Below are 23,054 nucleotides of genomic sequence, written 5' to 3'. Positions count from 1 at the left end.
ATTAAGTAATTATATATAAATGATACTTTAAAAACAAGTTTTTGGCTTATGCCAAGGACGATTAGAACGGACTTTGCTAACCTTTATGCCACTATTTGCTAGCCAAACAGAGTGTGTGCCATATGCCTCTAAGTCAGAGTATTTGATGATTTTAGTATTGCAAGCTGGATAGTTAAACTTGCTTAACTGAATTACTAGATCGACATTGTTACAATTTTCTAAAATATCTTCTCTTTTATGAGCTAGCAACACTGACTTATTATTTCCTTTATTATATGTACAGTCATAATCATTACATTTTAGCCTTTTGTTTGAATTACTGAATTTAGTATGATTCACAATTTGATTCTGCCCGTTTTGCTTTGCCCACGTTTTGACAACAAAATTTCTGTTTTTTCTAGTAAGGGAATATAGTAAATTGTCATCTTCTTTTACAGCAAGATTATCAGCACTGACTAGAATGTCAGGAGTTGTATACATAGCGCTAGAGAAAATACCTAGCACAATAAAGAAAATTCCAAAGAAACGCCAATTCCTTTCCCACAAGCATAACCATAATAGCCCAAGCGTTATTATAATAATTAATGAGGCAGGAAAAGTGCGAATAGGAATAACCAAATACTGAAGACTGGCAATTGCGTTTGTTATATATAAAACGCTGTCAATTGGGCGTTCCATGAGAGGCGTTATAATCCACTGAGTACCTAAAGGAATCAATAAAACATATATTATTCCAAGTGGAATAATAATGAGTGTAACTATTGGTATAGCAATCAAATTTGTGATAATGCCACTGATTGAAAAATAGTTAAAATTGTATATTGTGTACGGAACAGTTGCTAAACTTGCTATTATTGAGCTGATCATTATCGACACAAAATATTTTATTATTTTTATTTTGAATAACTTATTAGCATTGATCTGATAGCTGGCAACTAGTGCCAAAACAGCAGAAAATGACATTTGAAAACCTGGCTTTAAGATTGCTTCTGGCTCCACTATGAGTATCACCGAAGCAGCAAACGCAATTGCTATTAATCCTCGATATTTCCTTTCTATGATTATTGCAACAAGTACCAAGATCACCATGATGTAGGCACGCTGAGCAGAAATTTGCATACCGGTAATCAACAAATAAAAGGTAGTTGGCAAGATAGTAAAGAATGCAGATATTTTTTTAGTGTTATATTTAAGAGTCAAAGTTTCAGATATTGCAAATAAATTACGGAATACTATAAAAAATAGACCAGCAACAAACGATAAATGTAAACCAGATATAGCGAATAAATGTGCTATACCTGAATCTCGTATCGCATTCATAGTTTTTTGATCTATCCCGTCTTTTTTGCCAATTAATAATGCAGAGATTATGTCCGCGTGTGGCTTTTTGGTATTTTGCTGTAGGTTTTCATAGATATATTGACGGAAAGATTCTATATACTCTTGAAATTTTCTTGCTTCAGCCTTTTTGTACAGGACTATTTTGCTTGTTGCAAAGCCTGTTGCACTTATTTTCTGATAATATGCTATTCTTGCAAAATCATATGCATATTCCGAAGGCGCAATTTTTGGAGGAAAGAGTTTTGCTGATAATTTTACTTGATCCCCTATTTTAATGCCTTCTTCCGCTTTGGTTTTAACTGATATTCTGATGTTATCCAGCTTGAACTTCGTGTTTTTTATTTCATAAAGCAAAAATTGTTTATATGAGCCCCTATCGTTAATATCCTTCACTGTAGCAACAATATCTTTCACATACCTTTCCTTATCAAGAATGTGAGTATTAACTGAATCTGTTCTGAATTTGCTGGCTGTAAATCCTATGAGCACTGCAATTAAAGAAATGCATAATATTGCGTATTTCCTGTATAATATTGCAATCAGAATTAGTATAGGTGAAAGCAAGAGAAAAATAGATATAGTGAAAGCACAGCTTGGTTCAAAATTTAATGAGAAATAGGTTAAAATTCCTGCACACTGAAAAACAGGGAACCACAATATCAAGTTATATTTTTCATTGCACAGATTGTTATGTATATAATTTACTATCATGTTAAGAAAGGTTAATAGATATATAAATATATGTAATAGTGTGATTTTATTCTTTTATTTATTATTATTACGCATATAATAATAAATAAGCAACGACGCGGGATGGAGCAGCTCGGTAGCTCGTCAGGCTCATAACCTGAAGGTCGTAGGTTCAAATCCTACTCCCGCAACCATCTTTCAATTGTACAAACATCGCGATTTCTCTTATTATAATAGCAATGGTATTTCTGACTCAAAGCTTGTTTTTGACCTGTAGGCTCAATCGCAACATTCAGTAAAAAACTTAAGGTATTTATTGGTGAATTACATTAAATTATAGTGGCTGCATGTCTTTTTTATTTTTTCTACATTTAGCCAAATCACGCTTGTTAGTACATTATCAATTTAAATTATTAAAACTCGCTATTCGGGACTTCTTTTGCCTTTTTTCTATTTGGTTGGATGATTTTATAAATTAATTAAAATATTCATAATATTGATTTCTTATCACAACAATGCTATTATTAAGCTAATATTACTTTTAGTGAGGTATGAGCAATGGTTGATGTGGCTTTTATTGGCGTAAATACGGTTATTGATAACGGATACAGAAGAAAAATAAAACTCGTTATGTCAGGGTTATTTTTAGCTGTATCAGCAGCAACTGCTATCTGGTTTATCTTTCCTGGATCGCAAAATGTACTTGCTCCATTCTTGCTTCCAGCTATATTCCTTCTCTTGACTCTGTCTATGGGATATTATACGTTTCTTTTTGGTTGTGAGAAAAAATCTGTAGTAGAAAATGTTCTAGGTATCTGCTGAGTCAGTTAAGAGAGTGCGTTGCCAAGACGAGATCGAATCTTTGCTAGCAAAAACAAGAGATATCACAAAAAATAAGTTTTGTAACATACTGATTAATCTTTGTTTTGAGGATCGTATCAAAGCGCACAAACTTGCTTTATATGTAAGAGAAATTGATAGCGTTGCATCCTCGATAAAAGACGAGGATCTGTTAAATCACTTTGATCAATTTTTTACCATAACTGAAGTAAGCAATAAGAATAGTAGAAATGAGCTAATTAATCGCGCAAGAATATATAGAACAATAAGTGAAAAACCTAAAAATGAAATACAAAGTTTTTTAGCTAATCAAAAAGAGAGTCTTTCGTATGAAATAACGTCACCTAAAATTGATAATTTTTTACCACAGGTTAATGCAGTAACTGTTTAGGTTAGCAAAAGTTCAATACGTATAGCTAAGTCTTTGCAATATCAATAATTTCATTGTGTACATGATTATCACTTTTTTTTTCAATTCCAGTAATAACATTACATCTATTAGATTCTTTTATAGCTATTTCTTGAAATCCTTTTCGAATTTTATGATAGAAATCAATGCTCATTTCTTCATACTTATTTTTATCCTTTGCTCTGCTGAGTCCAACTTGAACATCAATATCTAAAATAAATGTGATATCTGGATATTTAATTTCCACTAATTTGTGTAAGTCTCTTATTAGACTCAAGTCAACACCTAGTCCATACCCTTGATACGCAATAGTTGAATCGATAAATCGATCACAAATAACTGTCTTTCCCTCTTTAAGAGCTGGCAATATTAATTTTTTCATATGTTCGTGCCTCATCGAGATAAGCAGCAAGAGTTCAGAAATAGGATCAATATTATCCTTAAGTAGTAATCCTCTTATTTTTTCTGCAAAATCAGTACCACCTGGTTCTCTAGTCAATACGACATTATTTTCACCGTGAATTTGCTTGAAATAATTTGCAAGTAACTCAGACTGTGTTGTTTTACCAGAACCATCTATTCCTTCGAAGGTTATGAACATAAATTTTATAATTACAATGCTAAATGCAAGCAGTGTACATAGAAACCATTTGACATTTAAGCAATAAGATCATAAATTATGGTATACAATTCTCTATGAGCTATGGTTACGCTAGACACTCCTAAGATAGATTTAGACTTTACTGCAAAGAATTTCAATCTCCTGGGAGTGGATAACAAATATTATACATTAAGTGACTGCTATGGGGAAAATGGTCTCATTGTAATGTTTATATGCAATCACTGTCCTTACGTTCAATCAATTATTAGCAATCTAGTAAGCGATGTTAATTTGTTGAAAAAAGATTATCAGGTAAACACCGTTGCAATCATGCCAAATGATGTAAATGAGTACCCAGAAGACTCCTTTGAAAACATGATTAATTTTGCCAAGGAAAATCAGTTTACATTTCCATATTTGATTGACAATAACCAAGAAGTAGCTAAAGAGTATGGTGCTGTTTGTACCCCTGATTTTTTTGGCTTTAATTCCAAACTAGCCCTCTGCTATCGCGGGCGTTTTAACAACACAAAAAAAGAGAAAGTTCAAAATTACGAAGTAGGAAGTAGTGATTTATTTCAAGCCATGAAATTTATTGCAGAAACTAGCAATCCTCCAGTTGACCAAAAATCAAGCATTGGTTGTTCAATAAAATGGTCTAATTCTACAGGTTAAATATTATGCACAGCGGCTCTCAGCATTTGTTTGATATTATAATTTTACTCTCTGCTGCTGTGTTTATAGTCATAGCGTTTTGGAAAATGAATATTAGCCCAGTACTTGGTTACTTTGTTGCAGGTGCATTGATTGGTTCTCATGGATTTAATCTGATACATTCAGTTGAAGTAATGGATAACTTTGCAGAGTTTGGCGTAGTTTTCCTATTGTTCATTATAGGTCTTGAATTGACATTTGAACGCCTTATCGCTATGCGTAGGCATGTGTTTGGGTTTGGTTCCCTTCAAGTTATAGTTACCATGATAGCAATATGGTGCATTGCTCTTGCCTTTGGAGTAAATACAAACATGGCAGCAGTTATTGGTGGTGGACTTGCACTATCCTCAACAGCAATAGTGTTGCAGGTTCTGCAAGAAAAGGGTTCTCAAGCAAGCCAAGTTGGTAGATTGTCAATAGCAGTGCTACTAATGCAGGACTTTGCAGTGGTACCTCTAATAGTACTAGTGCCCCTGCTTACTGGCAATTCTGAACACAGCTTAATAAGCTCGTTGGCAGGCTCATTAGTGCAAGCAGCTATTGCATTGGTGTTGATATTTGTAACTGGTAGGTTATTACTGAGGCCATTGTTTTCGGTTATTGCCAAAATGGAGAGTAATGAAATCTTTATATCAACAACACTTCTGATAATATTAGGATCAGCATTTATTACTGAACAATTTCATTTATCAATGGCATTAGGCGCATTTGTTGCTGGGTTACTAGTTGCAGAAACAGAACACAGGAATTCGGTAGAACATGCAGTATTGCCATTTAAAGACTTATTTCTTGGTTTATTCTTTATGACTGTTGGCATGTCTATTGATATTGACCTTTTACTCAATAAGTTACCACTCGTTACTTTATTATCAATTATCCTTATCGTTTTAAAGACGTCCATTATATATACATTGTGTAGATTTTTTGGATTTAGAAGTGCACCTGCAATACAAGCTGGATTACTGCTTGCACAAGGCGGTGAATTTGCATTTATTTTATTCCGTTTAGCAGATGAATTAGATGTACTATCAAGTGAAATCGCTCAAGTGCTTATGATGGTAACTACAGTAACTATGGCTTTTACTCCTCTTTTATCGGGAATTGGAGACTGGATAGCAAATTCATTTAGCACTGAAAAAATAATACTAGACGATGAAGCAATCGAAACAGACACACAAGACCTTTATAATCACGTAATAGTTGCTGGGTTTGGTAGAGTGGGATATATGGTAACAAAAATGCTTACTGCAGAGCATTTAAGTTATGTTATTGTAGATATTCAATCAAAAATAGTAAAAGAAGGAAAAAATGACAGTTTTCCTATATATCTTGGAGATGCTACAAGATATGAAATTTTAAAATCAGTAGGAATAGAAAGAGCTCAAGCTCTTGTGGTTTCGATAAAGAACGAAGTTACTATAAAGAAAATAGTTTCTCTAGTTGCAGCAAATTTTCCGCATGTAAATATTATAATACGTTTGCCAGATTTGAATAATGTGGAGGTTTATAAAGATCTAGGGGCTAGTAAAATTATTCCCGAAACATCTGAAATTGGATTGCAGCTAGGTGGAGCAGCATTAAGTTTAAGTGGAATTAGCGAAAGTGGAGTTACATCTTTAAAAGGTAAATTTAGAAAAGGCAACTACAGTATGTTAAAAGAACTTGGTAATGATAAAGATGAATAGCCCTATATCACTTTAATTAGTGACCAGAAAAAACACATTTAATTAAACAACTGTACTCTCTAGAAAGGTGAAAAATTGACCTTATTGTAACTATGAACAAAATAATCATAAAAAAATTTGGTGGGACTTCACTAACTGACTTAAATCGAGTTGCAAACCTGATAAAAAATGATATTGAGAAAGGTTGTAATGTAATCGCTGTTGTATCTGCTGCTGCAGGATTCACTGACCAAATGGCTTTTCAAGCTAGGCAAATTTCAAATTTAAATTGTAGACAAGAGTTATCAGAGTATGATGTTCTCCTTTCAGCAGGAGAACAGATCTCTTGCGCATTATTAGCTATCACTCTTCAATCTATCGGAGTTAATGCTAAATCATGGCTCGCCTGGCAGTTACCAATTGTAACGGATAATTTTTATTCTGAGTCTAAAATAAAAAAGATAAAAATTGACCATGTAAAAAGATCTTTTGCTGAGGGTTATACTGCTGCAATCATTGCTGGTTTTCAGGGTATACACGATGATAGAATCACTACTTTTGGTAGAGGAGGATCTGATATCTCAGCAATTGCCTTTGCTGTAGTCTTTGGTATTAGGACTTGTGAAATTTTTACTGATATTGACGGAATATATACAGCAGACCCAAAAATTGTTCCAAGGGCACGCAAGCTTAAATCTATCTCTTACAATGAAATATTGGAGATGTCGTCATCTGGTGCTAAAATATTGCATAATCGTTCAGTACAACTTGCAATGAAGCATAATATTAAGGTGCAGGTGTTATCCACTTTTGAGGAAGTAGAAGGCACTACAGTACTACACGAAAAAGATGTACTGGAAAGATACTTAATTACTGGAATAACTTATAGCACTCACGAAGCTCTTGTAACTTTTACTAACTTTGCAAATACTCTGGATACTTTAAGAGATATAGCAGGAGCAAACGTTAAAGTTGACATGATACATGGGTCAAGCTTTTTGATTTCTAAATTTGATGTTGATTTAATGAAAAAGTTATTGAACAAAAATGAAAATTATGTCGTAAACAATAATATAGCTAAAATTTCAATAATTGGTATTGGTGTTATGTCTAACACTGAAGTGATGTACCGCACACTCAAGGTTTTAAGCGAAAAAAAGATAGAAATACTTGCTGTCACAATGTCCGAAATCAAGATCAGTATAGTTGTTCAAAAAAAACACGCTGAGGCTTTAATTAGAGATTTACATACCGAATATGAGCTTGATGTATGACAGCACGCTTGAAATTTATTTACTTGATAATTCAAAAAACTTGAAAGAGCAAAGATAGTTATTGAAATTATCTTGATTTACATCGGTTATCCAAGTTTGACATTGAATGCTTAACACCTCCTCCATTAACACCTTTCTGTAATCTTTATCCAGATGCGACATTATATCGTCAAGCAGAAGAAGAGGTGCTTTATTGTAATGAATACACCTTGCTTTTACACTAGATAAGATGATAGAAAGCAGTAATAGCTTTTGCTCTCCAGTAGAACAAAGATTTATTGGCATGTCCCCTTTTTGGCAAAAAACCCAAAAATTATCATTATGTACAGAAAAGGTTACTCTACCAGTTAATGAGTCTTTTTCTCTGTTTTCCTTTAGACGATTCTGAAAATATTCTGCAGTATCGTTCAAAGTTAGCTGACTGCTAAATTTCAAACTTGCCTTTGGAAAAAACTCACAAGAATGGTTATCAATTGTGTCTTGTAATATCTTTAAAACAGATGATCGCATACGTAAAATATCAATTGCATTGGTAGCCATGACGTTTTCAAGACTAGAGAGCCAACTTTCGTCCAAAATATTCTCTCTAAGCAATTTACTTCGCTCATGCTTAGCTTTTCTATATTTCATGTAGCAATAGGTGTAATTTTCTTCAAATAGTGAAACTATACGGTCTAAAAATTTTAACCTGTCGCTTGGAGAATTAAGAAGAATATAGTCCATTTGTGGAATTAGCCATATTACATTAGATATTCTATACAAAGATGAGTAGCTTGACTGCGTTTTCCCATCAATTTGTATTAATTTCTTATTAAGATTCTTTCCTATACCAATTGAGTTAAGCTCTGCTCCATTGAAAAAATCATAATACACTACCCAACTTTCATTACTGCGCCTATTTTGCATCTCATTGATTTTTGCTTTTTTCATTCCGTTGCTTTTAGCAAGCAATGAGATTGCTTCAAGTATATTAGTTTTTCCAATACCATTTTTGCCAGTTACTACAACTGGTCTATCATCTAAATCCAGTTCAAAGTTTGAATGACTACGAAAGTTATATAATTTCAGTTTTTTTATATAGCAATGGGTAGTCATTCTTTAATTTATATTCTCCTTACTTCTTCTAGAACCTCATCAACATGTCCACTAACTTTTACGTTTTTCCAGATCTTCACTACTTTACCTTTTTTATCTATTAAAAAAGTAGTGCGCTCTATTCCCATATACTTTTTGCCAAACATGCTTTTTTCTACCCAAACACCATATTTTTCCAACATTTCAGCATTTTCATCAGAAACTAAAGAAAATGGCAAAGAATATTTTGCTTTGAAGTTAGCGTGGCACTTAACGCTATCTTTTGATACACCAATTATCACTGTGTCAAGAGAAGAGAAATTTTCTATTTTGTCTCTAAAGCCTTTTGCCTCCATTGTACAGCCCGGAGTATCGTCTTTAGGATAAAAATAAAGGACTACATTTTTTTTATCAAAAAATTCACTCAGCGATAAAATTTCGCCAGAATCTGTTGGCAAACTAAAATCAGGTGCATTATTTCCTACTGTTAATTCCATACTTTGCTCCATTATTAACACTTTTATGGTACTATAGTATATTGTAATAGGAAGGGAGGATAAATGAAAGTAGCTTTTCAAATGGATGAAAATATAAATTTTGAAACTGATACTACATTTGCATTAATAAAAGAAGCGCAGAGGAGAAAGCACGAAATTTTTGTCTATGTTCCTAATAATCTAGCACTCAAGTTAAATCAGTCAATTGCTCTTGCTCAGAAAGTCAGCGTTGATGATTTTGGTTTTACTTCTAAAGAAGATGTAACTATAGATTTGAATGAAATGGATATCATACTTATCAGGCAGGACCCACCTTTTGATATGCGGTACATTACAACAACCTATATCTTAGAAAAGACTACTGCGTTAGTAATAAATAATCCAACAGAAATAAGAAACTGTCCTGAAAAATTAATTACTTCACTATTTCCAGAGCTAATTCCTCCAACTTTGATCACTGAAAATATATCGATGATTAGAAATTTTTGTCACGACTATCAGGATATCATCTTGAAACCACTATATAGCTATGGAGGAAATGACGTAATAAGAATACAAGACCAAAATAGCATTCAAGTGGTAGTCGATCTCATGATTGCAAAATATGAATGTCCTGTAATTGCACAAGCATTTTGTAAAAAGATAAATACAGATAAAAGAATACTGCTACTGGATGGAAAGCCAATAGGAGTAATGAAGCGAGTTCCAAAGTCTAGCGGAGAAATCAGAACAAATATGAGGCTTGGAGCAAGTTTTGAATCTATTGAAATGAATGATAGAGACACTGAAATATGTAATAAAATCGGTCCTGAGCTAAAGAAAAGAGGGCTAATATTTGTTGGTATTGATATTATAGATGACTTCCTTCTTGAAATTAACACAACTTCGCCTACGGGAGTAGTTTATATCAATAAGTTGTATAGTAAATCACTAGAAAAAGAACTATGGGATGCATTTGAAGAAAAAGCAATTCGTCAACTAAGTTCTTGAGCTATTGCCTTAATAAATTCAGTAACTCCATTCCTTATTCTTGTTTTCTTAGTATTATTAGCCATATCACGCAATTTTTGACAATTTTGCAATAAATCAACTAGCAACTCTCCTAGATTCTTTTTCGCGTTACTATTTTGCTCAACCATTACAGCTGCTCCCGAATCTTCAATATGTTTTGCATTATAAAATTGATGGTTATCTTTTGAGTGAGGATAAGGAATATATACAGCAGGACGCTCAGCAAGAGTAATCTCTGCTATTGAAGTTGCCCCCGCTCTGCTAATTACCAAATGAGCATTGGCCAGTTTATTTTCCATATCATCGAAAAACTCACTTAACTCACAATCAATTCCTTCACTTTTGTATAGACTCTTGACCTTGTTTATATTTTTCTTCGTACATTGCTGCGTTACTCTAATCCTCTCTTTTACTTCAACAGGTAGATCACAAATTACGCTGCTCACTACATCATCAAAAAAATTTGCACCCTGACTGCCTGCTATTATTAACACGTTTAAAACTGTTTCAGCTCTAGAATAGCCTTGTGCTTCTATATCGACAAAATTTCCTGTAAAAACGCATTTACTACCTTCTGCATACTTAGTCTCTGGAAAGCTAGTTGCAATTAATTTTGCACTCTTGAAAAAGAATCTATTTACTCTCCCTAAAACTGTGTTTTGTTCATGTAAAACTATAGGTATAGAAAGAATCTTTGCTGCAAGAAGAGTTGGAAAAGAAGCGTAGCTACCAAAACCAATGATTAGCTTTGGTTTTAATTTTCTCGTTTGATACAGTGCTAATACACAACTATACATTAACAAAAAGAGAAACTTCAATTTGTTGCCACTTGGCTTGCACAATGGTAAAATATAACTTTCTATATTGATGGTTTTTTGATCAGTGAATAATATACAATTGTGCCCTTGTACCTTTAGTGCTTTTGCTAAGGTTATAGCTGGAAAAACATGCCCACCTGTACCGCCTGTTGCTAGAATAATATCCATCTGTAAATAGCAATTTGATAATAGATTATTAATCATTTTTTAATAATCTACATGTAAAATTTTATTAAGCTTTATGATAGTTGAGTTAAAAATGCCTGAAAGCAGCAACAGTAAAAACGTGAAAAACAAGCCTCAAGAGCAAAGCAGAAGCGGAGGTTTATTAAAAAACATAATAAAAGCTCTTTTTAACTCAGTTGTTGATCTACCTCAGCAAGAACAACTCAATAAAAATATTGATAGACAACAAGGTTTAGACAGTAAAAGAAAAAGCCCAGAGGATCTTAATCAGGAAAAAAAGCTTGAAGTGAAAGAAGCAGCTGAAGGGTTAAAAGAAAAGTTAGAAAAATCTGATATTGGTAATCAATCTATTAGAATTGAATCGCCTAATCAGGATAATTGTAGCTCTAAAACAATGAATCGTTAGCTTAACTATTTAACGATTCATCGTCTGCAGCAAGTACTGATTCGTGTATAATTTCCGAAATAGTTGGATGAGGAAAAATCGTAGATTTTATGTCGCAGTCTGTTCCCTCTAGTTGCTTTGCAAGAGCGAAATTGCTAATTAACTCTGTTACTTCCGCTCCTATCATGTGAGCTCCAAGAAGTTCGCCTGTTTTTTTGTCTATAATTGTTTTCACTAAACCTTCAGTTTCACTTAGTGCAATAGATTTACCATTAAAGTTGGAGTGAAATTTTCCTACTTTTATATCGTATCCACTTTTTATTGCCTGTTCCTCAGTAAGGCCAACGCTTGCTACTTGCGGATGAGAGTAAGTGCAATTTGGTATGCACTCTTTTTTTAACTTATGAGCATTTTTACCAGCAATTTTCTCAACACAGATTACAGCTTCATGACTTGCTTTATGCGCTAAACATGGGGGACCAGCTACATCACCTATTGCATACACACTTGATTCACTTGTTTCATACCACTCATTCGTTTCAATGAAACCAGAAGGACTCAACTTAATTTTTGTATTTTCTAAACCTATATTTTCAGTGTTTGCTTGAACGCCAACTGCAACAATTACTCTATCGAATTCTTTATTATCACCACTACTTAGCTGCACTTGAACAGAGTCTTTATTTTTAGTGAAAGTTTTTACACTATTGCTCGTATATATTTTTATTCCTTGTTTTGTAAATATCTCTTGTACTAAATTTGAAATGTCTTTATCTTCCAGCGGCAAAATAGTGTCTTTTACTTCTATAATTGTTACATCAACTCCCAAAGTACTATAAAAACTTGCAAATTCTATTCCTATCGCACCAGAACCTATGATTAGTAGCGATTTTGGTAACTTCTTTGGAGTCATAGCGTGCTGCGCATTCCATATTAAATCTCCATCCGCCTCTATTTCAGGTAGATTTCGCGCTCTAACACCTGTTGCTAAAATGATATGCTTAGAAGAAATTTCCTCCTCCTTCTTATCATTAAGAATTTTTACAACATAGTTACCTGCAAGTTTACCAAAGCCTTGATGAACTTTGATGTTATTTTTTTTCATCAAATACTCAACACCACTTGATAGCTTATCAACAACGTTCCTTGAATATTTCACTATTGATTGTATATCAAAACTTGTATCCTTTACTTTTATGCCAAATTCTTCTGATCTTCTTATTAATCTATAAACTTCAGACGCTCTAAGTAGCGATTTTGTTGGTATACATCCCCAATTTAAGCATATACCACCCAAATTTTCCTCCTTTTCAACAATTGCAGTTTTAAGTCCAAGCTGCGCCGCTCTAATTGCTGCTATATAACCACCAGGACCGCTGCCTATAACTGTAATATCATACTCATTCATCAGTTTTCTTCGTATGCAAAAGACTATATATAACAGATGGAACCCGTATGATCAATGCTCAGGTGCATAGAAGCGGCTTGACAAACCTTCCCACTTTTCTTCTTATATCAATAAGAGTATTTATCCTTATTTTTAATCTCCGCGGGTTTAACAACAAAACTCAGATATTTATTGGCAGATTACATAAAAATTATAGCGGCTACATGTTTTTTAAATTTTTTCTACTTCAGCCAAAACACGCTTGTTAGCACATTATCAATTTACATTATTAAAACTCGCTATATAGGGATTCTTTTGCCTTTTTTTACTTAGTAAATTTATTAATATTTATAGCTAAAGCTTCAGGCCAGCACTTGATGCTGAAATCTTTACTACAAATAAGCATATTGAGCACAAAATTATGCTAAAATACAACGTTTTTGGTGAGACTATGGACAAACTGAATCCCAGTATCTGGGCACTGGGATGACAAGAAATAGGCTGCTTTCATAACAATGAAAGGTTATTTGGATGATAGCTGCACTTCCAGTTTCAGCTACTCGGATGACAAGAAAGAGGGCACTGGCATGCTGAACCATAATGTTCGTACAGCTGTGCAAGAATCAGTGGGTGTGACTTGCCAAATTTTTAAATTACGGACAGCACCAAGTAACGCACAAGTACAGCGTCTATACCAGTTACTGTTGTACCTTATTTCTTTCTCCACAATACATTTTACCTGATAAGAATAGAGCTACTATAAGATAAATAAGATTCCATGTTGCTAACGAAACACCAAAAATATAATGAGGTCTGTCACAAGACGGAGAGTAGTTAGGGTTTAATAGATTATTTCTTAGCTCTTCTATGCTAACGTTACCACTTGCTTGCTCTGTACAGCCTAAAACATCATGAAATAAGTGGAGTTCAAGACCTACATGATAAAAAGATATTATTGCACCAATGAGATAGCTGCAAAACATCGCATAGATTAGGATTTTGTTGTCTTTGAACATGTACGCAACTGCAAGTAGCCCTGTAACATAGTAAACTACTCGCTCGTATATGCATAACTTGCATGGTAGCATATTGAAGAAATACTCTAGCACATATGCAAAAATCAGAGCAGCGGCACTTGACAGCAAAAAGATTGTAGAACTGTTATTTACATCTGACATAGTTAATGAATTACTACAATATCTGTGAAGAGTCAACTCTTGTTTGACAACGTTTCATGTAACGATAGAACACTAAGTACTATGTTACTACTTTTACACCTCTATACATATGCTCGCCGTTGTATATTGGTTCAGTAATCAGCCCTTTCATATCAGTTGCAACTCTAGTATCACTATCTATTTTTGCAATTTCTTCTTTGGTATACAATTCATCCTTGTTTTTCGTCCAGCTATTGTCATATTGAATATCAACTTCTCCTCCATTGGTTTTAAACCCAAATGTTTCTTGCATAAGCAATCTTGCTTCTTCCAAACGTCTATTGTAACGTTTGTTAGAATCTTGATAGCTAGATATAAGAAGAAGAACGTCATTAGAAAGAGTGAAATATACTATCTCTTCCATAATTTTGTAAATCTCATGTTCTGATAACTTAAACAAAGGATAATCTTTTTGAAACTTATTCTTTACTTCATTGTAAATTTCCATAATTTTTACTCTACCAGCATCGCTTAGAGCAATGATAGCATTTTCAATACTTGCTATACCATCATAGTCATAACCTTTTCTGTCATTTTCAGCAACCAAAAAGCCATGCACAGCCTGAATCTCACCAACTTTCTTATCTTCTTTAGGTAAGATATCAAAATCAAAATAGATCATAGGAGATTTCAATACCAACAACATAAATATACGCATACTGTCTATCTCAACACCAAAAGATAATCTTTTACTTTCTGTAATAGAGTATAGATCTTTGAAATATTGAGATACAGTGTATAAAGGACATTTAGATAGTTCTGTTTTCTTATCTGTTTGTAAGTGAAAGCTAAATTCATACTCTCCTAAATCCAGCTCATTAAAGTCTATAAGCTCTATGTTTTTGTTTGGGTTAAACTCTCTGTTTGATATTTTATTCTCCAACTCTTTACGTTGCGTAGGAGTAAAACCAGATCCATTTATTACTAACTTCACTACACGCGTATCTTCTCTTTTTGCCCATTCGCTCAATCTCTCCAAATATTTTTCTGGGATCGGATATCCATATCGCCTTGGAAGCCACTGAAATACTAAAGGTGTATCAACCGTGAAAGTATGTGGAGATCCAGGCCTTAAATCTTGTCCTTTATAATTCATAGCAAAAGTACTAAACAAGTTAATACTTTACTATATAATATTAATTTATCAACTACTTATTTAAGTAATATTATTTACTTATTAAGAATATTAATAAGATAAAAAACTATATTATTAATAAAACAAGATTACCTACTTTACATAGGGATTCTTATTCTTTTTCAAAAGCAATCTGACTGGTACGCCTTCAACAAAGAAGTTTTTTCTAAGACCATTAGTCAAATAACGTTTATAACTCTCATCAACACTTTCCGGGACGTTGCATACCAAAGAAAAAGCTGGAGGTTTGGTGCCAATTTGAGCAATATACTTCATTTTAATCTCTCTACCTTTTATAAGTGGGTGAGAATGTTTTTCCACAGCATCTATTAGCCAATTATTCAGTTTTGCAGTGCTGATCTTCTTGTTTAAGGATTCACTCACTTCAAGACACTTATCTATCACATCACCACAGCGCATACCTTTCAATGCAGAAATTGTTACAGTTGGCACTTCCAAAAATAACCGAGTCACTTCCTGTTGTTTGACAAATTTTATTAACTTACTTCTGTCATCCTTACCTATTAAATCCCACTTATTTAAAACAATGATAATTCCCTTCCCCCCTTTAATTGCAGCTTCAGCAATTGATAAATCCTGCTGCTCAACGCCAAGCAAGGAATCTAGCATTAAAATCACTACATGAGAGCGCTTTATTGACTCTATACTTTTTTCAACAAATCTTGATTCTAAGTTATCAACAACATTTGCCTTTCTGCGGATTCCCGCAGTATCGATGAGAGTGATTAATTTCCCATTATGGTCGTATGAAATATCCACAGAGTCACGCGTGGTACCAGGTTTTGAGCTTACTATTAGTCTATTTTCTGCAAGTAAACTGTTTAAAAAAGTTGATTTTCCAACGTTTGGGCGACCGATGATTGCAATCCTCAGTCTAATGGACTCACTTTCAGGCAGCTCAGTTTTTTTGTTAAAATCTTCAATAACACCAGCTAATACATCATAAAGATCAATCATACCAAGATTATGTTCGGCTGAGATATACACCGGACCTATGAAGTTGAAGAACTGCAAATAATCAACATTTTCCGATTTATGACTTTCGCATTTGTTTGCTATTAGTATTACAGGTTTGTTCGTTTTTCTCTTCAGCCACTTTGCAAACTCTTTGTTCTGCTCGTTTTGCACTTTTGCATCAACAAGAAAAAAAATTACATCTGCGCTTAATAAAGAAAACTCTATTTGTTCAATAACTTGTAGTGAAAAACTGGTTTGGTCATTCCATCCTCCTGTATCTATAACTTTAAACTCTAAATCACTAATTCTTCCAATTCCTTCACGCCTATCTCTCGTTACTCCTGGAATGTCACTAACTACCGCTGCTTTTCTTCTTACTAGCCTATTAAATAGAGTTGACTTGCCTGCATTTGGAAGACCTATTATGACTATTTTCAGCATAGTTTAAGAGCGTATTTTATACATAGTAAATTATAATCAAAATTTTTTAGTTTAACTATTGACTTGATAGATTATATACCCATCCTAAAATTAGGATATTTTATCTTAAGTTTATTATGTAAAATTGGAGGCGCTATGCATAATGCAAATGAAACTTTAATAATGAATTTCGATCAAGTTGCTCAATTAACTCCTAAAATTTATAAATTAGGGACACCTTATAACAACAGGACACGTATATATAACTATATAACTTTAGCTAAAGCATTGGAGAATCTCAATGATCCATCCCGGTCACATGCAAATAAGGAGCTTTTTTTTGAGTGACAATGATGAAGAAACTAAGAAATTTCTGAGTGTAATTCGAAAAGGAATTGCTGAATATACAGGTAATGATTCTGTAGATGTGAGGTTGAGAGGAAAAGAAGATAAATCATTTACTGCATGGGTATCGTTAAAAGAAGGCAGAGGTGAGTTAAAATTTGATAACTCATTTCCTGGTAAAGTCTTAAAGGATAGTAATCCAAAAATTGGAGCTTTTACATTGGTATCTCCAGAAGATAAAAGGTTGGTGCGTGTTTCACAAAGTGATGATGGTGTAAGGCTTTATCAAATACTAAATGAGTCTTGTATAATTAAATTTAACTGGAAAGTGGATGATAGAGATTGCAGTATTGCTTTAAATATTAGTGGAAATGGTAACGTATTTTGTACTGATTTAAGTGATAATATAAGTCCTGAGGACTTCGAGGAAAACAAAGCTGTAAAAATAAAAATTGGCTATTATGAGAATAAGAAGATGGATAAATATAATGACATGACTCTAGCAAAATTGGTCTCATTGGCTTCAAACTTACAAGGAATTGAAAGAGAAGTTATAACAATTAATCCATCAACAGGTGTAACAAGTGCAAGTGCACAGAATGTTAGTGAGTCTCAGCATTCTCAAAATATTAAATAGAAATTGCTAGCGCATTAATTATCGTACACATACACCGTTGCATGCAGCAACGGTGTATGTGTATAATCAATAGGATTTGTAAGCTCAATAAAGTTTACAACCAATTTGAAAGTTATTTTACTACATGCAAGACTCTGAAATACTAGAAACTCTAAAGATCAAAACATTAGAAGCCGAAAAAGGAGGAGGTCCTGATAGAGTTAACAAGCAACATGAAAAAGGAAAGCTAACCGCTAGAGAAAGGCTGGGTATATTGCTCGATGAAAATTCATTTCAAGAGTATGATAAGTTTGTGAAGCATCACGCAACTGATTTTGGCATGCAAAATGCTGATTTTTTAGGTGATGGAGTTGTAATTGGCCATGGTACTATTTATGGCAGAAAAGTTTTTGTTTATTCTCAGGATTTCACTGTCTTTGGTGGATCACTTGGTGCATCACATGCAAAAAAAATATGCAAAATTATGGATATGGCAATTAATGCCAGAATTCCAATTATCGGACTAAACGATTCTGGTGGAGCCAGAATCCAAGAAGGAGTAAATTCCCTTGCTGGTTACGGAGAAATTTTTCAAAGGAATGTAAATGCATCAGGCGTTATACCACAAATCTCTCTAATCATGGGCCCATGTGCTGGCGGTGCAGTTTACTCTCCAGCGCTAACCGATTTTATTTTCATGGTAAAAAATAGCTCATACATGTTTATAACCGGACCAGATGTAGTGAAAAAAGTTACATACGAGAACGTAAGCCACGAAGATCTCGGTGGAGCAAAAATTCATACGAGCAAAACAGGAGTAGCAGATTTTGCATTCAATAATGAAGTTGAAATGCTACTAGAAATGCGAAAATTCTTCACCTTTTTGCCAGCAAATAATCAAGAGTTGCCAAAAACTGTACCAATCTGCGACTTAATTGATGATGTTGATGAATCTTTGAACACTCTAGTTCCTAGTAATCCTAATACTCCTTATGATATGTATGAACTCATTGAAAAGGTGTGTGATGAAAGGAAATTTTTTGAACTAAAACCCGATTTTGCTCGTAACATCATAATTGGCTTTGGCAGAATTGGAGGAAATACTATTGGTGTTGTTGCAAATCAACCTATGCACCTTGCAGGATGCTTGGATATTGACTCTTCAAGAAAAGCTGCAAGGTTTGTAAGATTTTGTGACGCATTTAACATTCCCATCATCACACTTATTGATGTTCCAGGGTTTTTACCTGGCACGAATCAAGAATACAATAATATAATACAACACGGAGCGAAACTGCTTTACGCTTACGCTGAAGCGACCGTGCCGAAAATTAGCCTTATCACTAGAAAAGCGTATGGTGGTGCATATATTGTTATGAACTCAAAGCATTTAAAAGGTGATATAAATTATGCTTGGCCAACCGCTGAGATAGCTGTAATGGGCCCTGAAAGTGCAGTTGAAATTATATTTAGGCATGAAAAAGAACAGCAAACGTTAATCAAAGAATATAAAGAGAAATTTGCTAATCCATTTTTTGCTGCATCACATGGATACATTGATGACATTATAGTGCCAAGTAAAACAAGGCATCACTTTCACAAAGCATTAGAGCTACTTAAAAACAAGAAAGTAGAAAGAATATGGAAGAAGCATGATAATCTTCCTTTGTAACTTTCCTCTCAGTCTTTATTGTAAGGTCTACAGTGCCGTTACACCAAGTTGGATTACCAATAACGCTAACTTTTGGGTTCCTTTTTTCTATAATATATTCTTATAGCTAAAAAATTACTTCCGCATATTCTAAATCTGATTATAATGACAATTAGAGATACTTTTAGAGCTCAAAAATTTATCTTTGTCTGCAGACTTTTTTTTATTAAACAATCAAACTCATAAAAAAATGTAGCGTATCCTCTTCAGCGTATGTGGGTGCATACACACATACTTAATTTCTGTCGTATGTGCACTGCATTTTTTTCTAATCTTTTTTTCACAGGGGGATTTTATGTTCAGAATTCCAGATACTTGACCTTTACTTTAGCTAATAAAAACCAACTGGTACCTGCGGTTTTTATAGCCTCAAAATTTCAATCAAGCTTCAACTATCATTCAAAGAAACTTATAGTTATTCTTAGTGTTATTACTATAGTAGCAATGCTTATATATGATGATAAGAATATGGATCCTTTATAACTTTTTTCTCAGCCTTTATTATAAGGTGTTCAATAATATGGGAAGAGTAAAGTTTTAAAGAGATAATTAAAATTATCCTTATCACCTACTTAGCAATAAATTATATTTGCTTAATCGTAATTACTTACACTTCTTCAATGTCCTGTTTTATTTATGGCAAACATTAAGCTTAAAAATGTACACAGTCTATTAAATTATATTATTTGTTTTTTCCTTATATACATTCAGTATATGCATTCTGCTATTGCTTTAGATAACTCTTCATCACATTTAAAAAACTTACCTGATTTTTTACCTTTTAGAAAACCTTTTGATAATATAGAAAAAATTATTAGAACTGACGATTTTAGAAGTTTTGATCTTGATAAAAGAAATAAGCTTTATACCAATGCTCATAATAGTATCAGTCTTGTAAATATTATTAATAAAATTATCTTAGCTCAAGATAACTTATTCATACTAGAAAGTAAGCCGTATAATATAGTACTTGTTGATAATCCCAATCTTAGTAGAACTACAGGTGCTGCAGGAAAGGACTATGTAATTATTGAGGGAAGCTTAAAAAAAAATATCAAAGATTATACTAGAGTGATATCACATGAATTAATTCACAGATATATAGGACATATAATAGAGCAAGACAACGATAAGAAAAATGAAATAAAATATAAGTGGTTTTTTGAAGGATTTACGGAATTTTATGGAGTGAAAACCTTACTTGACACGAAACTTATTGATAAAGATGAGTACTTAAAAATAATTAATATTACTTTAAAAGAGTATTTTAATTCTTTAATACCTAATATTGATTTCGAAAAAATAAATCAAAAACATTTACTTGATCAAAGCATAAGTATGCTAAGCTATAACAAAGGTTTTATCCTTGCAACAATAATTGATGAGAAATTAAATGAGGTTAGTAATGGAAGGTATAACTTATTGACTACTATAAATAGTATAATAAGTGAAATAACTTCAAAGAAAGTTAATTTTAATGTTGACTTATTTGCAAGTCATTTAAAACATTACTTACCAGAGTACCTTATAAAAGACATCATAGCCTCTATAAGAGATTCTAGCATACTTCTCAAATTACTACCCAGCAGATTACTAAATAAAAATTTAACTTTCCAAGATACTGATAAGTATAGTGATATATGCTTTAACTTAACCAGAAGTCTAGAGCTACAAAAGATACGTGGGGTTAAATTAGGTGGTGATTGCCATAATATGGGACTCAAGGATGGTCAAGAACTAAAGTGTTATAGTATTGACTTTAATAGTGGTAATATTAAGTTAAAAGTCCTTGAAAACAAGATACCGAAAGTTATACATTTGAAAGCCAACAAAATAACGAGTAGCATTCCAATATATAAATAGCTCAGATAAATGCTTGACAAAAGCTATAGTAAACCTAGACTTTGCTATTTTAAGGCAAAATAATTATGGTAAACAATAAAGAAAAACAAGTGGATTTATTATTAGAGCTTCTTAGCGCTAATATCGGTCAAGTTAGTAGTAGTGTCATACTTAAAAGAATAGAAAAGCTTTCAGATAATTTTCATGTTAGAAATAATCACAATAGCCATTGTCAGTTTGATAGAGATGGTGGAGGGCATGGTAATATATGCTGGGCAGATAAGATAAAAGAAGACCTGACTGAGAACTATCACAAAAAGGATAGAGAAATTTCTATATAACTTTTCATTAGAGCTATTTTACGGTAATTATTCAAGAGTTGAAGGATTTGGCAAGAGAAGTCCTTTTGTATTACCGTTAATATGTGTTTCCAACAATGGTGATCTCGGTCCACTAGATGATTTGAGAACATGTGTCCCTCATAAATTTGTTGAATATAACATCAGCAATACTAGTTGGGCTAAGTTCTTATCAGATAAATTTTTTAATAACTTTTTGAGTGATATGGAAAATAGGCCTGATGATTGTAAGCAGTGTTGTTATGAAAATATTTGTGGTGGGGGAAGTTATGGTAACAGGTTTAACCCTGCCAACGTAAGTTTTAATAATCCTTCAGTATATTGTGAGGGATTTTTGGCAAAGGATTATACAATTTCTTTTAATGCATGGATTTTCTAAAGAAAAATTACGGCAGGTATTATTGAATAGTAATACTGAAAAAGCAGCTTAATGGTAGTGTATAAAAGGTATTTACTAGACGTTTTTCTATAATCTAATTAGCATCTAGAGGATTGACTTTATGAATATCGTCCTCTAAACTGCCGTTACCAAGATTCGAACTTGGGACCTCGTCATTACCAATGACGTACTCTACCACCTGAGCTACAACGGCAAGTTCACGTATTATGATAATGAATAACATGAAAAAAAATAAGGAAAAAGAAGAAGAGAGAAAAAGATTGGCAAAAGCTTTAAAGCAAAATATTCTAAAAAGAAAAAAACAGCAACAGAGTAGACAAGATGCCAGAACTCCCAGAAGTGGAAGTAATCTCTAACTTCTTATTTGATAAAATCAAAAATAAGAAAATAAGTAATGTTACAGTCAATAATTGGAATTTGCGTGTACCAATAACGAAGAATATTGATGATTTGCTAAAGGGCAAAGTTATAAATGATATCAAGCGTAGAGGTAAATATATAATCTCGAATATAGATGGTAGTATGGCTGTCATCATACATCTTGGCATGAGTGGAAAGCTTATATATGCTGAAGACAATCAAGCACAGAACAAACATGATCATGTGATATTCTTATTTTCTGACAACACTTCACTAATCTTTAATGACCCAAGAAGGTTTGGATTAGTGATTGTTTTAAACAGAGAGCAAGAACTAAATTTTTTTAATAACCTAGGAATAGAACCCCTCACAGATGAATTTGACGGACATTATTTACAGAAGTTGCTAAAGAACAGAAAAGCAAATATCAAATCAGTATTAATGAATAATAAGCTAATAGTTGGCGTAGGTAACATATATGCTTCTGAGAGCTTATTTAGAGCTCGAATATCACCACTTAGGCTAGCACAAGATTTAACATATATAGAGTGCGAAAAACTTGCTATCGAAATAAAAAATACTCTGAGTGATGCAATTGCTGCTGGTGGTTCAACACTGAAAGATTATGCACAACCATCTGGATCTGCTGGATACTTTCAAAATAACTTTTACGTATATGGTAAAGTGCAAAAACCTTGCAGAATCTGCAACAATATCATAACACTTATACGACAAAATGGTCGTAGCACTTATTTTTGCAATGCATGTCAGAATTAAATT

At 33.1% G+C, this 23,054-nt stretch carries 24 protein-coding genes and 2 tRNA genes; 16 read left to right on the top strand and 10 right to left on the bottom strand.

What is annotated here, in order from left to right:
* Window positions 1–27 precede the first annotated feature (27 nt).
* Window positions 28–2,052 (bottom strand): ComEC/Rec2 family competence protein, encoded by a 2,025-nt coding sequence (locus tag OOK82_RS04655; RefSeq protein WP_064085515.1) that lies wholly within the window; start codon window positions 2,050–2,052, stop codon window positions 28–30.
* Window positions 2,053–2,148: 96 nt separating this feature from the next.
* On the opposite strand from OOK82_RS04655, the gene OOK82_RS04650 reads away from it, so the two are divergent.
* The 3 genes from OOK82_RS04650 (at window position 2,149) to OOK82_RS04640 (ending at window position 3,262) form a co-directional block, all read left to right on the top strand.
* A tRNA-Met gene (locus tag OOK82_RS04650) sits at window positions 2,149–2,225 on the top strand.
* A 364-nt stretch (window positions 2,226–2,589) separates the two neighbouring features.
* Window positions 2,590–2,853, top strand: coding sequence for a hypothetical protein (locus OOK82_RS04645; protein WP_264375198.1), 264 nt, complete (start codon window positions 2,590–2,592; stop codon window positions 2,851–2,853).
* A 13-nt stretch (window positions 2,854–2,866) separates the two neighbouring features.
* Window positions 2,867–3,262, top strand: coding sequence for a hypothetical protein (locus tag OOK82_RS04640; protein WP_264686884.1), 396 nt, complete (start codon window positions 2,867–2,869; stop codon window positions 3,260–3,262).
* 25 nt (window positions 3,263–3,287) lie between these two features.
* On the opposite strand, the gene tmk is transcribed toward OOK82_RS04640, so the two are convergent.
* Complete coding sequence (gene tmk, locus OOK82_RS04635; protein ID WP_010403811.1) at window positions 3,288–3,881, bottom strand: dTMP kinase; 594 nt, start codon at window positions 3,879–3,881, stop codon at window positions 3,288–3,290.
* 102 nt (window positions 3,882–3,983) lie between these two features.
* On the opposite strand from tmk, the gene OOK82_RS04630 reads away from it, so the two are divergent.
* The 3 genes from OOK82_RS04630 (at window position 3,984) to OOK82_RS04620 (ending at window position 7,533) form a co-directional block, all read left to right on the top strand.
* Window positions 3,984–4,556, top strand: a complete 573-nt coding sequence (locus OOK82_RS04630) for a thioredoxin family protein (protein ID WP_064085908.1) — start codon at window positions 3,984–3,986, stop codon at window positions 4,554–4,556.
* Between the two features lie 5 nt (window positions 4,557–4,561).
* Complete coding sequence (locus OOK82_RS04625; RefSeq protein WP_264336465.1) at window positions 4,562–6,280, top strand: monovalent cation:proton antiporter-2 (CPA2) family protein; 1,719 nt, start codon at window positions 4,562–4,564, stop codon at window positions 6,278–6,280.
* A gap of 92 nt (window positions 6,281–6,372) precedes the next feature.
* Window positions 6,373–7,533: an aspartate kinase gene (locus OOK82_RS04620; protein WP_264686885.1), complete on the top strand. Its 1,161-nt coding sequence runs from the start codon at window positions 6,373–6,375 to the stop codon at window positions 7,531–7,533.
* Window positions 7,534–7,548: 15 nt separating this feature from the next.
* Here the strand turns inward: OOK82_RS04620 and recF are convergent, their stop codons facing one another.
* Window positions 7,549–8,628: a DNA replication/repair protein RecF gene (gene recF, locus OOK82_RS04615; protein WP_007302298.1), complete on the bottom strand. Its 1,080-nt coding sequence runs from the start codon at window positions 8,626–8,628 to the stop codon at window positions 7,549–7,551.
* Window positions 8,629–8,636: 8 nt separating this feature from the next.
* Window positions 8,637–9,104, bottom strand: a complete 468-nt coding sequence (gene bcp, locus OOK82_RS04610; RefSeq protein WP_010403789.1) for a thioredoxin-dependent thiol peroxidase — start codon at window positions 9,102–9,104, stop codon at window positions 8,637–8,639.
* A gap of 63 nt (window positions 9,105–9,167) precedes the next feature.
* Here bcp and gshB point away from each other — a divergent pair, with 63 nt between their 5' ends.
* The gene (gene gshB, locus OOK82_RS04605; protein ID WP_264686172.1) at window positions 9,168–10,094 is read left to right on the top strand and encodes a glutathione synthase; all 927 of its coding nucleotides are present in this window, start codon (window positions 9,168–9,170) and stop codon (window positions 10,092–10,094) included.
* On the opposite strand, the gene OOK82_RS04600 is transcribed toward gshB, so the two are convergent.
* Window positions 10,079–11,101, bottom strand: a complete 1,023-nt coding sequence (locus OOK82_RS04600; RefSeq protein ID WP_264687273.1) for a UDP-N-acetylglucosamine--N-acetylmuramyl-(pentapeptide) pyrophosphoryl-undecaprenol N-acetylglucosamine transferase — start codon at window positions 11,099–11,101, stop codon at window positions 10,079–10,081. The genes gshB and OOK82_RS04600 overlap by 16 nt on opposite strands.
* Before the next feature lie 73 nt (window positions 11,102–11,174).
* On the opposite strand from OOK82_RS04600, the gene OOK82_RS04595 reads away from it, so the two are divergent.
* Window positions 11,175–11,525 carry a hypothetical protein gene (locus OOK82_RS04595; RefSeq protein WP_264686887.1) on the top strand — a complete coding sequence of 117 codons (351 nt, stop codon included), beginning with the start codon at window positions 11,175–11,177 and terminating at the stop codon, window positions 11,523–11,525.
* A 1-nt stretch (window position 11,526) separates the two neighbouring features.
* On the opposite strand, the gene lpdA is transcribed toward OOK82_RS04595, so the two are convergent.
* The 4 genes from lpdA to der form a co-directional block, all read right to left on the bottom strand.
* Window positions 11,527–12,912 carry a dihydrolipoyl dehydrogenase gene (gene lpdA, locus OOK82_RS04590; RefSeq protein ID WP_264704514.1) on the bottom strand — a complete coding sequence of 462 codons (1,386 nt, stop codon included), beginning with the start codon at window positions 12,910–12,912 and terminating at the stop codon, window positions 11,527–11,529.
* 677 nt (window positions 12,913–13,589) lie between these two features.
* Entirely contained in the window at window positions 13,590–14,069 is a 480-nt protein-coding gene (locus tag OOK82_RS04585) for a disulfide bond formation protein B (RefSeq protein ID WP_264686889.1), read from the bottom strand.
* Between the two features lie 79 nt (window positions 14,070–14,148).
* Window positions 14,149–15,204, bottom strand: a complete 1,056-nt coding sequence (locus OOK82_RS04580) for a hypothetical protein (RefSeq protein WP_264704513.1) — start codon at window positions 15,202–15,204, stop codon at window positions 14,149–14,151.
* A 132-nt stretch (window positions 15,205–15,336) separates the two neighbouring features.
* The gene (der, locus tag OOK82_RS04575; RefSeq protein ID WP_264376004.1) at window positions 15,337–16,662 is read right to left on the bottom strand and encodes a ribosome biogenesis GTPase Der; all 1,326 of its coding nucleotides are present in this window, start codon (window positions 16,660–16,662) and stop codon (window positions 15,337–15,339) included.
* Between the two features lie 135 nt (window positions 16,663–16,797).
* On the opposite strand from der, the gene OOK82_RS04570 reads away from it, so the two are divergent.
* The 6 genes from OOK82_RS04570 to OOK82_RS04545 all read left to right on the top strand — a co-directional run bounded on the left by OOK82_RS04570 (window position 16,798) and on the right by OOK82_RS04545 (window position 21,893).
* Window positions 16,798–16,989, top strand: coding sequence for a hypothetical protein (locus OOK82_RS04570; RefSeq protein WP_264704512.1), 192 nt, complete (start codon window positions 16,798–16,800; stop codon window positions 16,987–16,989).
* A complete protein-coding gene (locus tag OOK82_RS04565; protein ID WP_264704510.1) occupies window positions 16,982–17,623 on the top strand; it encodes a hypothetical protein in 642 nt (213 codons plus the stop codon). The genes OOK82_RS04570 and OOK82_RS04565 overlap by 8 nt, the downstream gene beginning before the upstream one ends.
* Before the next feature lie 124 nt (window positions 17,624–17,747).
* Complete coding sequence (locus OOK82_RS04560; protein WP_264704509.1) at window positions 17,748–19,274, top strand: acyl-CoA carboxylase subunit beta; 1,527 nt, start codon at window positions 17,748–17,750, stop codon at window positions 19,272–19,274.
* Window positions 19,275–20,027: 753 nt separating this feature from the next.
* Window positions 20,028–21,176: a M61 family metallopeptidase gene (locus OOK82_RS04555; protein ID WP_264704507.1), complete on the top strand. Its 1,149-nt coding sequence runs from the start codon at window positions 20,028–20,030 to the stop codon at window positions 21,174–21,176.
* A 65-nt stretch (window positions 21,177–21,241) separates the two neighbouring features.
* Entirely contained in the window at window positions 21,242–21,496 is a 255-nt protein-coding gene (locus OOK82_RS04550; RefSeq protein ID WP_264704506.1) for a hypothetical protein, read from the top strand.
* A 223-nt stretch (window positions 21,497–21,719) separates the two neighbouring features.
* Entirely contained in the window at window positions 21,720–21,893 is a 174-nt protein-coding gene (locus OOK82_RS04545) for a hypothetical protein (RefSeq protein WP_179943622.1), read from the top strand.
* A 141-nt stretch (window positions 21,894–22,034) separates the two neighbouring features.
* On the opposite strand, the gene OOK82_RS04540 is transcribed toward OOK82_RS04545, so the two are convergent.
* Window positions 22,035–22,107 (bottom strand) — tRNA-Thr (locus tag OOK82_RS04540).
* 19 nt (window positions 22,108–22,126) lie between these two features.
* On the opposite strand from OOK82_RS04540, the gene OOK82_RS04535 reads away from it, so the two are divergent.
* The gene (locus OOK82_RS04535) at window positions 22,127–22,270 is read left to right on the top strand and encodes a hypothetical protein (protein ID WP_164819321.1); all 144 of its coding nucleotides are present in this window, start codon (window positions 22,127–22,129) and stop codon (window positions 22,268–22,270) included.
* Entirely contained in the window at window positions 22,236–23,051 is an 816-nt protein-coding gene (mutM, locus tag OOK82_RS04530) for a bifunctional DNA-formamidopyrimidine glycosylase/DNA-(apurinic or apyrimidinic site) lyase (protein WP_264377530.1), read from the top strand. Before OOK82_RS04535 ends, mutM begins: the two co-directional genes overlap by 35 nt.
* Window positions 23,052–23,054: the final 3 nt, after the last annotated feature.

Source organism: Wolbachia endosymbiont (group B) of Apotomis betuletana, from assembly GCF_947250475.1.
Taxonomy (GTDB): domain Bacteria; phylum Pseudomonadota; class Alphaproteobacteria; order Rickettsiales; family Anaplasmataceae; genus Wolbachia.
Note: the sequence above shows the minus strand (reverse complement) of the source record. Positions and strands in the feature narration are given on the sequence as shown.

Bases quoted from the DNA above. Each gene is read 5' to 3' on its own strand.
- OOK82_RS04580 (WP_264704513.1), bottom strand. From the start codon at position 15,204: ATGAATTATAAAGGACAAGATTTAAGGCCTGGATCTCCACATACTTTC.
- OOK82_RS04655 (WP_064085515.1), bottom strand. From the start codon at position 2,052: ATGATAGTAAATTATATACATAACAATCTGTGCAATGAAAAATATAAC.
- bcp (WP_010403789.1), bottom strand. From the start codon at position 9,104: ATGGAATTAACAGTAGGAAATAATGCACCTGATTTTAGTTTGCCAACA.
- OOK82_RS04535 (WP_164819321.1), top strand. From the start codon at position 22,127: ATGAATAACATGAAAAAAAATAAGGAAAAAGAAGAAGAGAGAAAAAGA.
- OOK82_RS04585 (WP_264686889.1), bottom strand. From the start codon at position 14,069: ATGTCAGATGTAAATAACAGTTCTACAATCTTTTTGCTGTCAAGTGCC.
- OOK82_RS04545 (WP_179943622.1), top strand. From the start codon at position 21,720: ATGGAAAATAGGCCTGATGATTGTAAGCAGTGTTGTTATGAAAATATT.
- OOK82_RS04630 (WP_064085908.1), top strand. From the start codon at position 3,984: ATGGTTACGCTAGACACTCCTAAGATAGATTTAGACTTTACTGCAAAG.
- OOK82_RS04560 (WP_264704509.1), top strand. From the start codon at position 17,748: ATGCAAGACTCTGAAATACTAGAAACTCTAAAGATCAAAACATTAGAA.
- tmk (WP_010403811.1), bottom strand. From the start codon at position 3,881: ATGTTCATAACCTTCGAAGGAATAGATGGTTCTGGTAAAACAACACAG.
- OOK82_RS04620 (WP_264686885.1), top strand. From the start codon at position 6,373: ATGAACAAAATAATCATAAAAAAATTTGGTGGGACTTCACTAACTGAC.
- OOK82_RS04570 (WP_264704512.1), top strand. From the start codon at position 16,798: ATGCATAATGCAAATGAAACTTTAATAATGAATTTCGATCAAGTTGCT.
- lpdA (WP_264704514.1), bottom strand. From the start codon at position 12,912: ATGAATGAGTATGATATTACAGTTATAGGCAGCGGTCCTGGTGGTTAT.
- OOK82_RS04555 (WP_264704507.1), top strand. From the start codon at position 20,028: ATGCATTCTGCTATTGCTTTAGATAACTCTTCATCACATTTAAAAAAC.
- der (WP_264376004.1), bottom strand. From the start codon at position 16,662: ATGCTGAAAATAGTCATAATAGGTCTTCCAAATGCAGGCAAGTCAACT.
- mutM (WP_264377530.1), top strand. From the start codon at position 22,236: ATGCCAGAACTCCCAGAAGTGGAAGTAATCTCTAACTTCTTATTTGAT.
- OOK82_RS04600 (WP_264687273.1), bottom strand. From the start codon at position 11,101: ATGGATATTATTCTAGCAACAGGCGGTACAGGTGGGCATGTTTTTCCA.
- gshB (WP_264686172.1), top strand. From the start codon at position 9,168: ATGAAAGTAGCTTTTCAAATGGATGAAAATATAAATTTTGAAACTGAT.
- OOK82_RS04550 (WP_264704506.1), top strand. From the start codon at position 21,242: ATGGTAAACAATAAAGAAAAACAAGTGGATTTATTATTAGAGCTTCTT.
- OOK82_RS04645 (WP_264375198.1), top strand. From the start codon at position 2,590: ATGGTTGATGTGGCTTTTATTGGCGTAAATACGGTTATTGATAACGGA.
- OOK82_RS04625 (WP_264336465.1), top strand. From the start codon at position 4,562: ATGCACAGCGGCTCTCAGCATTTGTTTGATATTATAATTTTACTCTCT.
- OOK82_RS04595 (WP_264686887.1), top strand. From the start codon at position 11,175: ATGATAGTTGAGTTAAAAATGCCTGAAAGCAGCAACAGTAAAAACGTG.
- recF (WP_007302298.1), bottom strand. From the start codon at position 8,628: ATGACTACCCATTGCTATATAAAAAAACTGAAATTATATAACTTTCGT.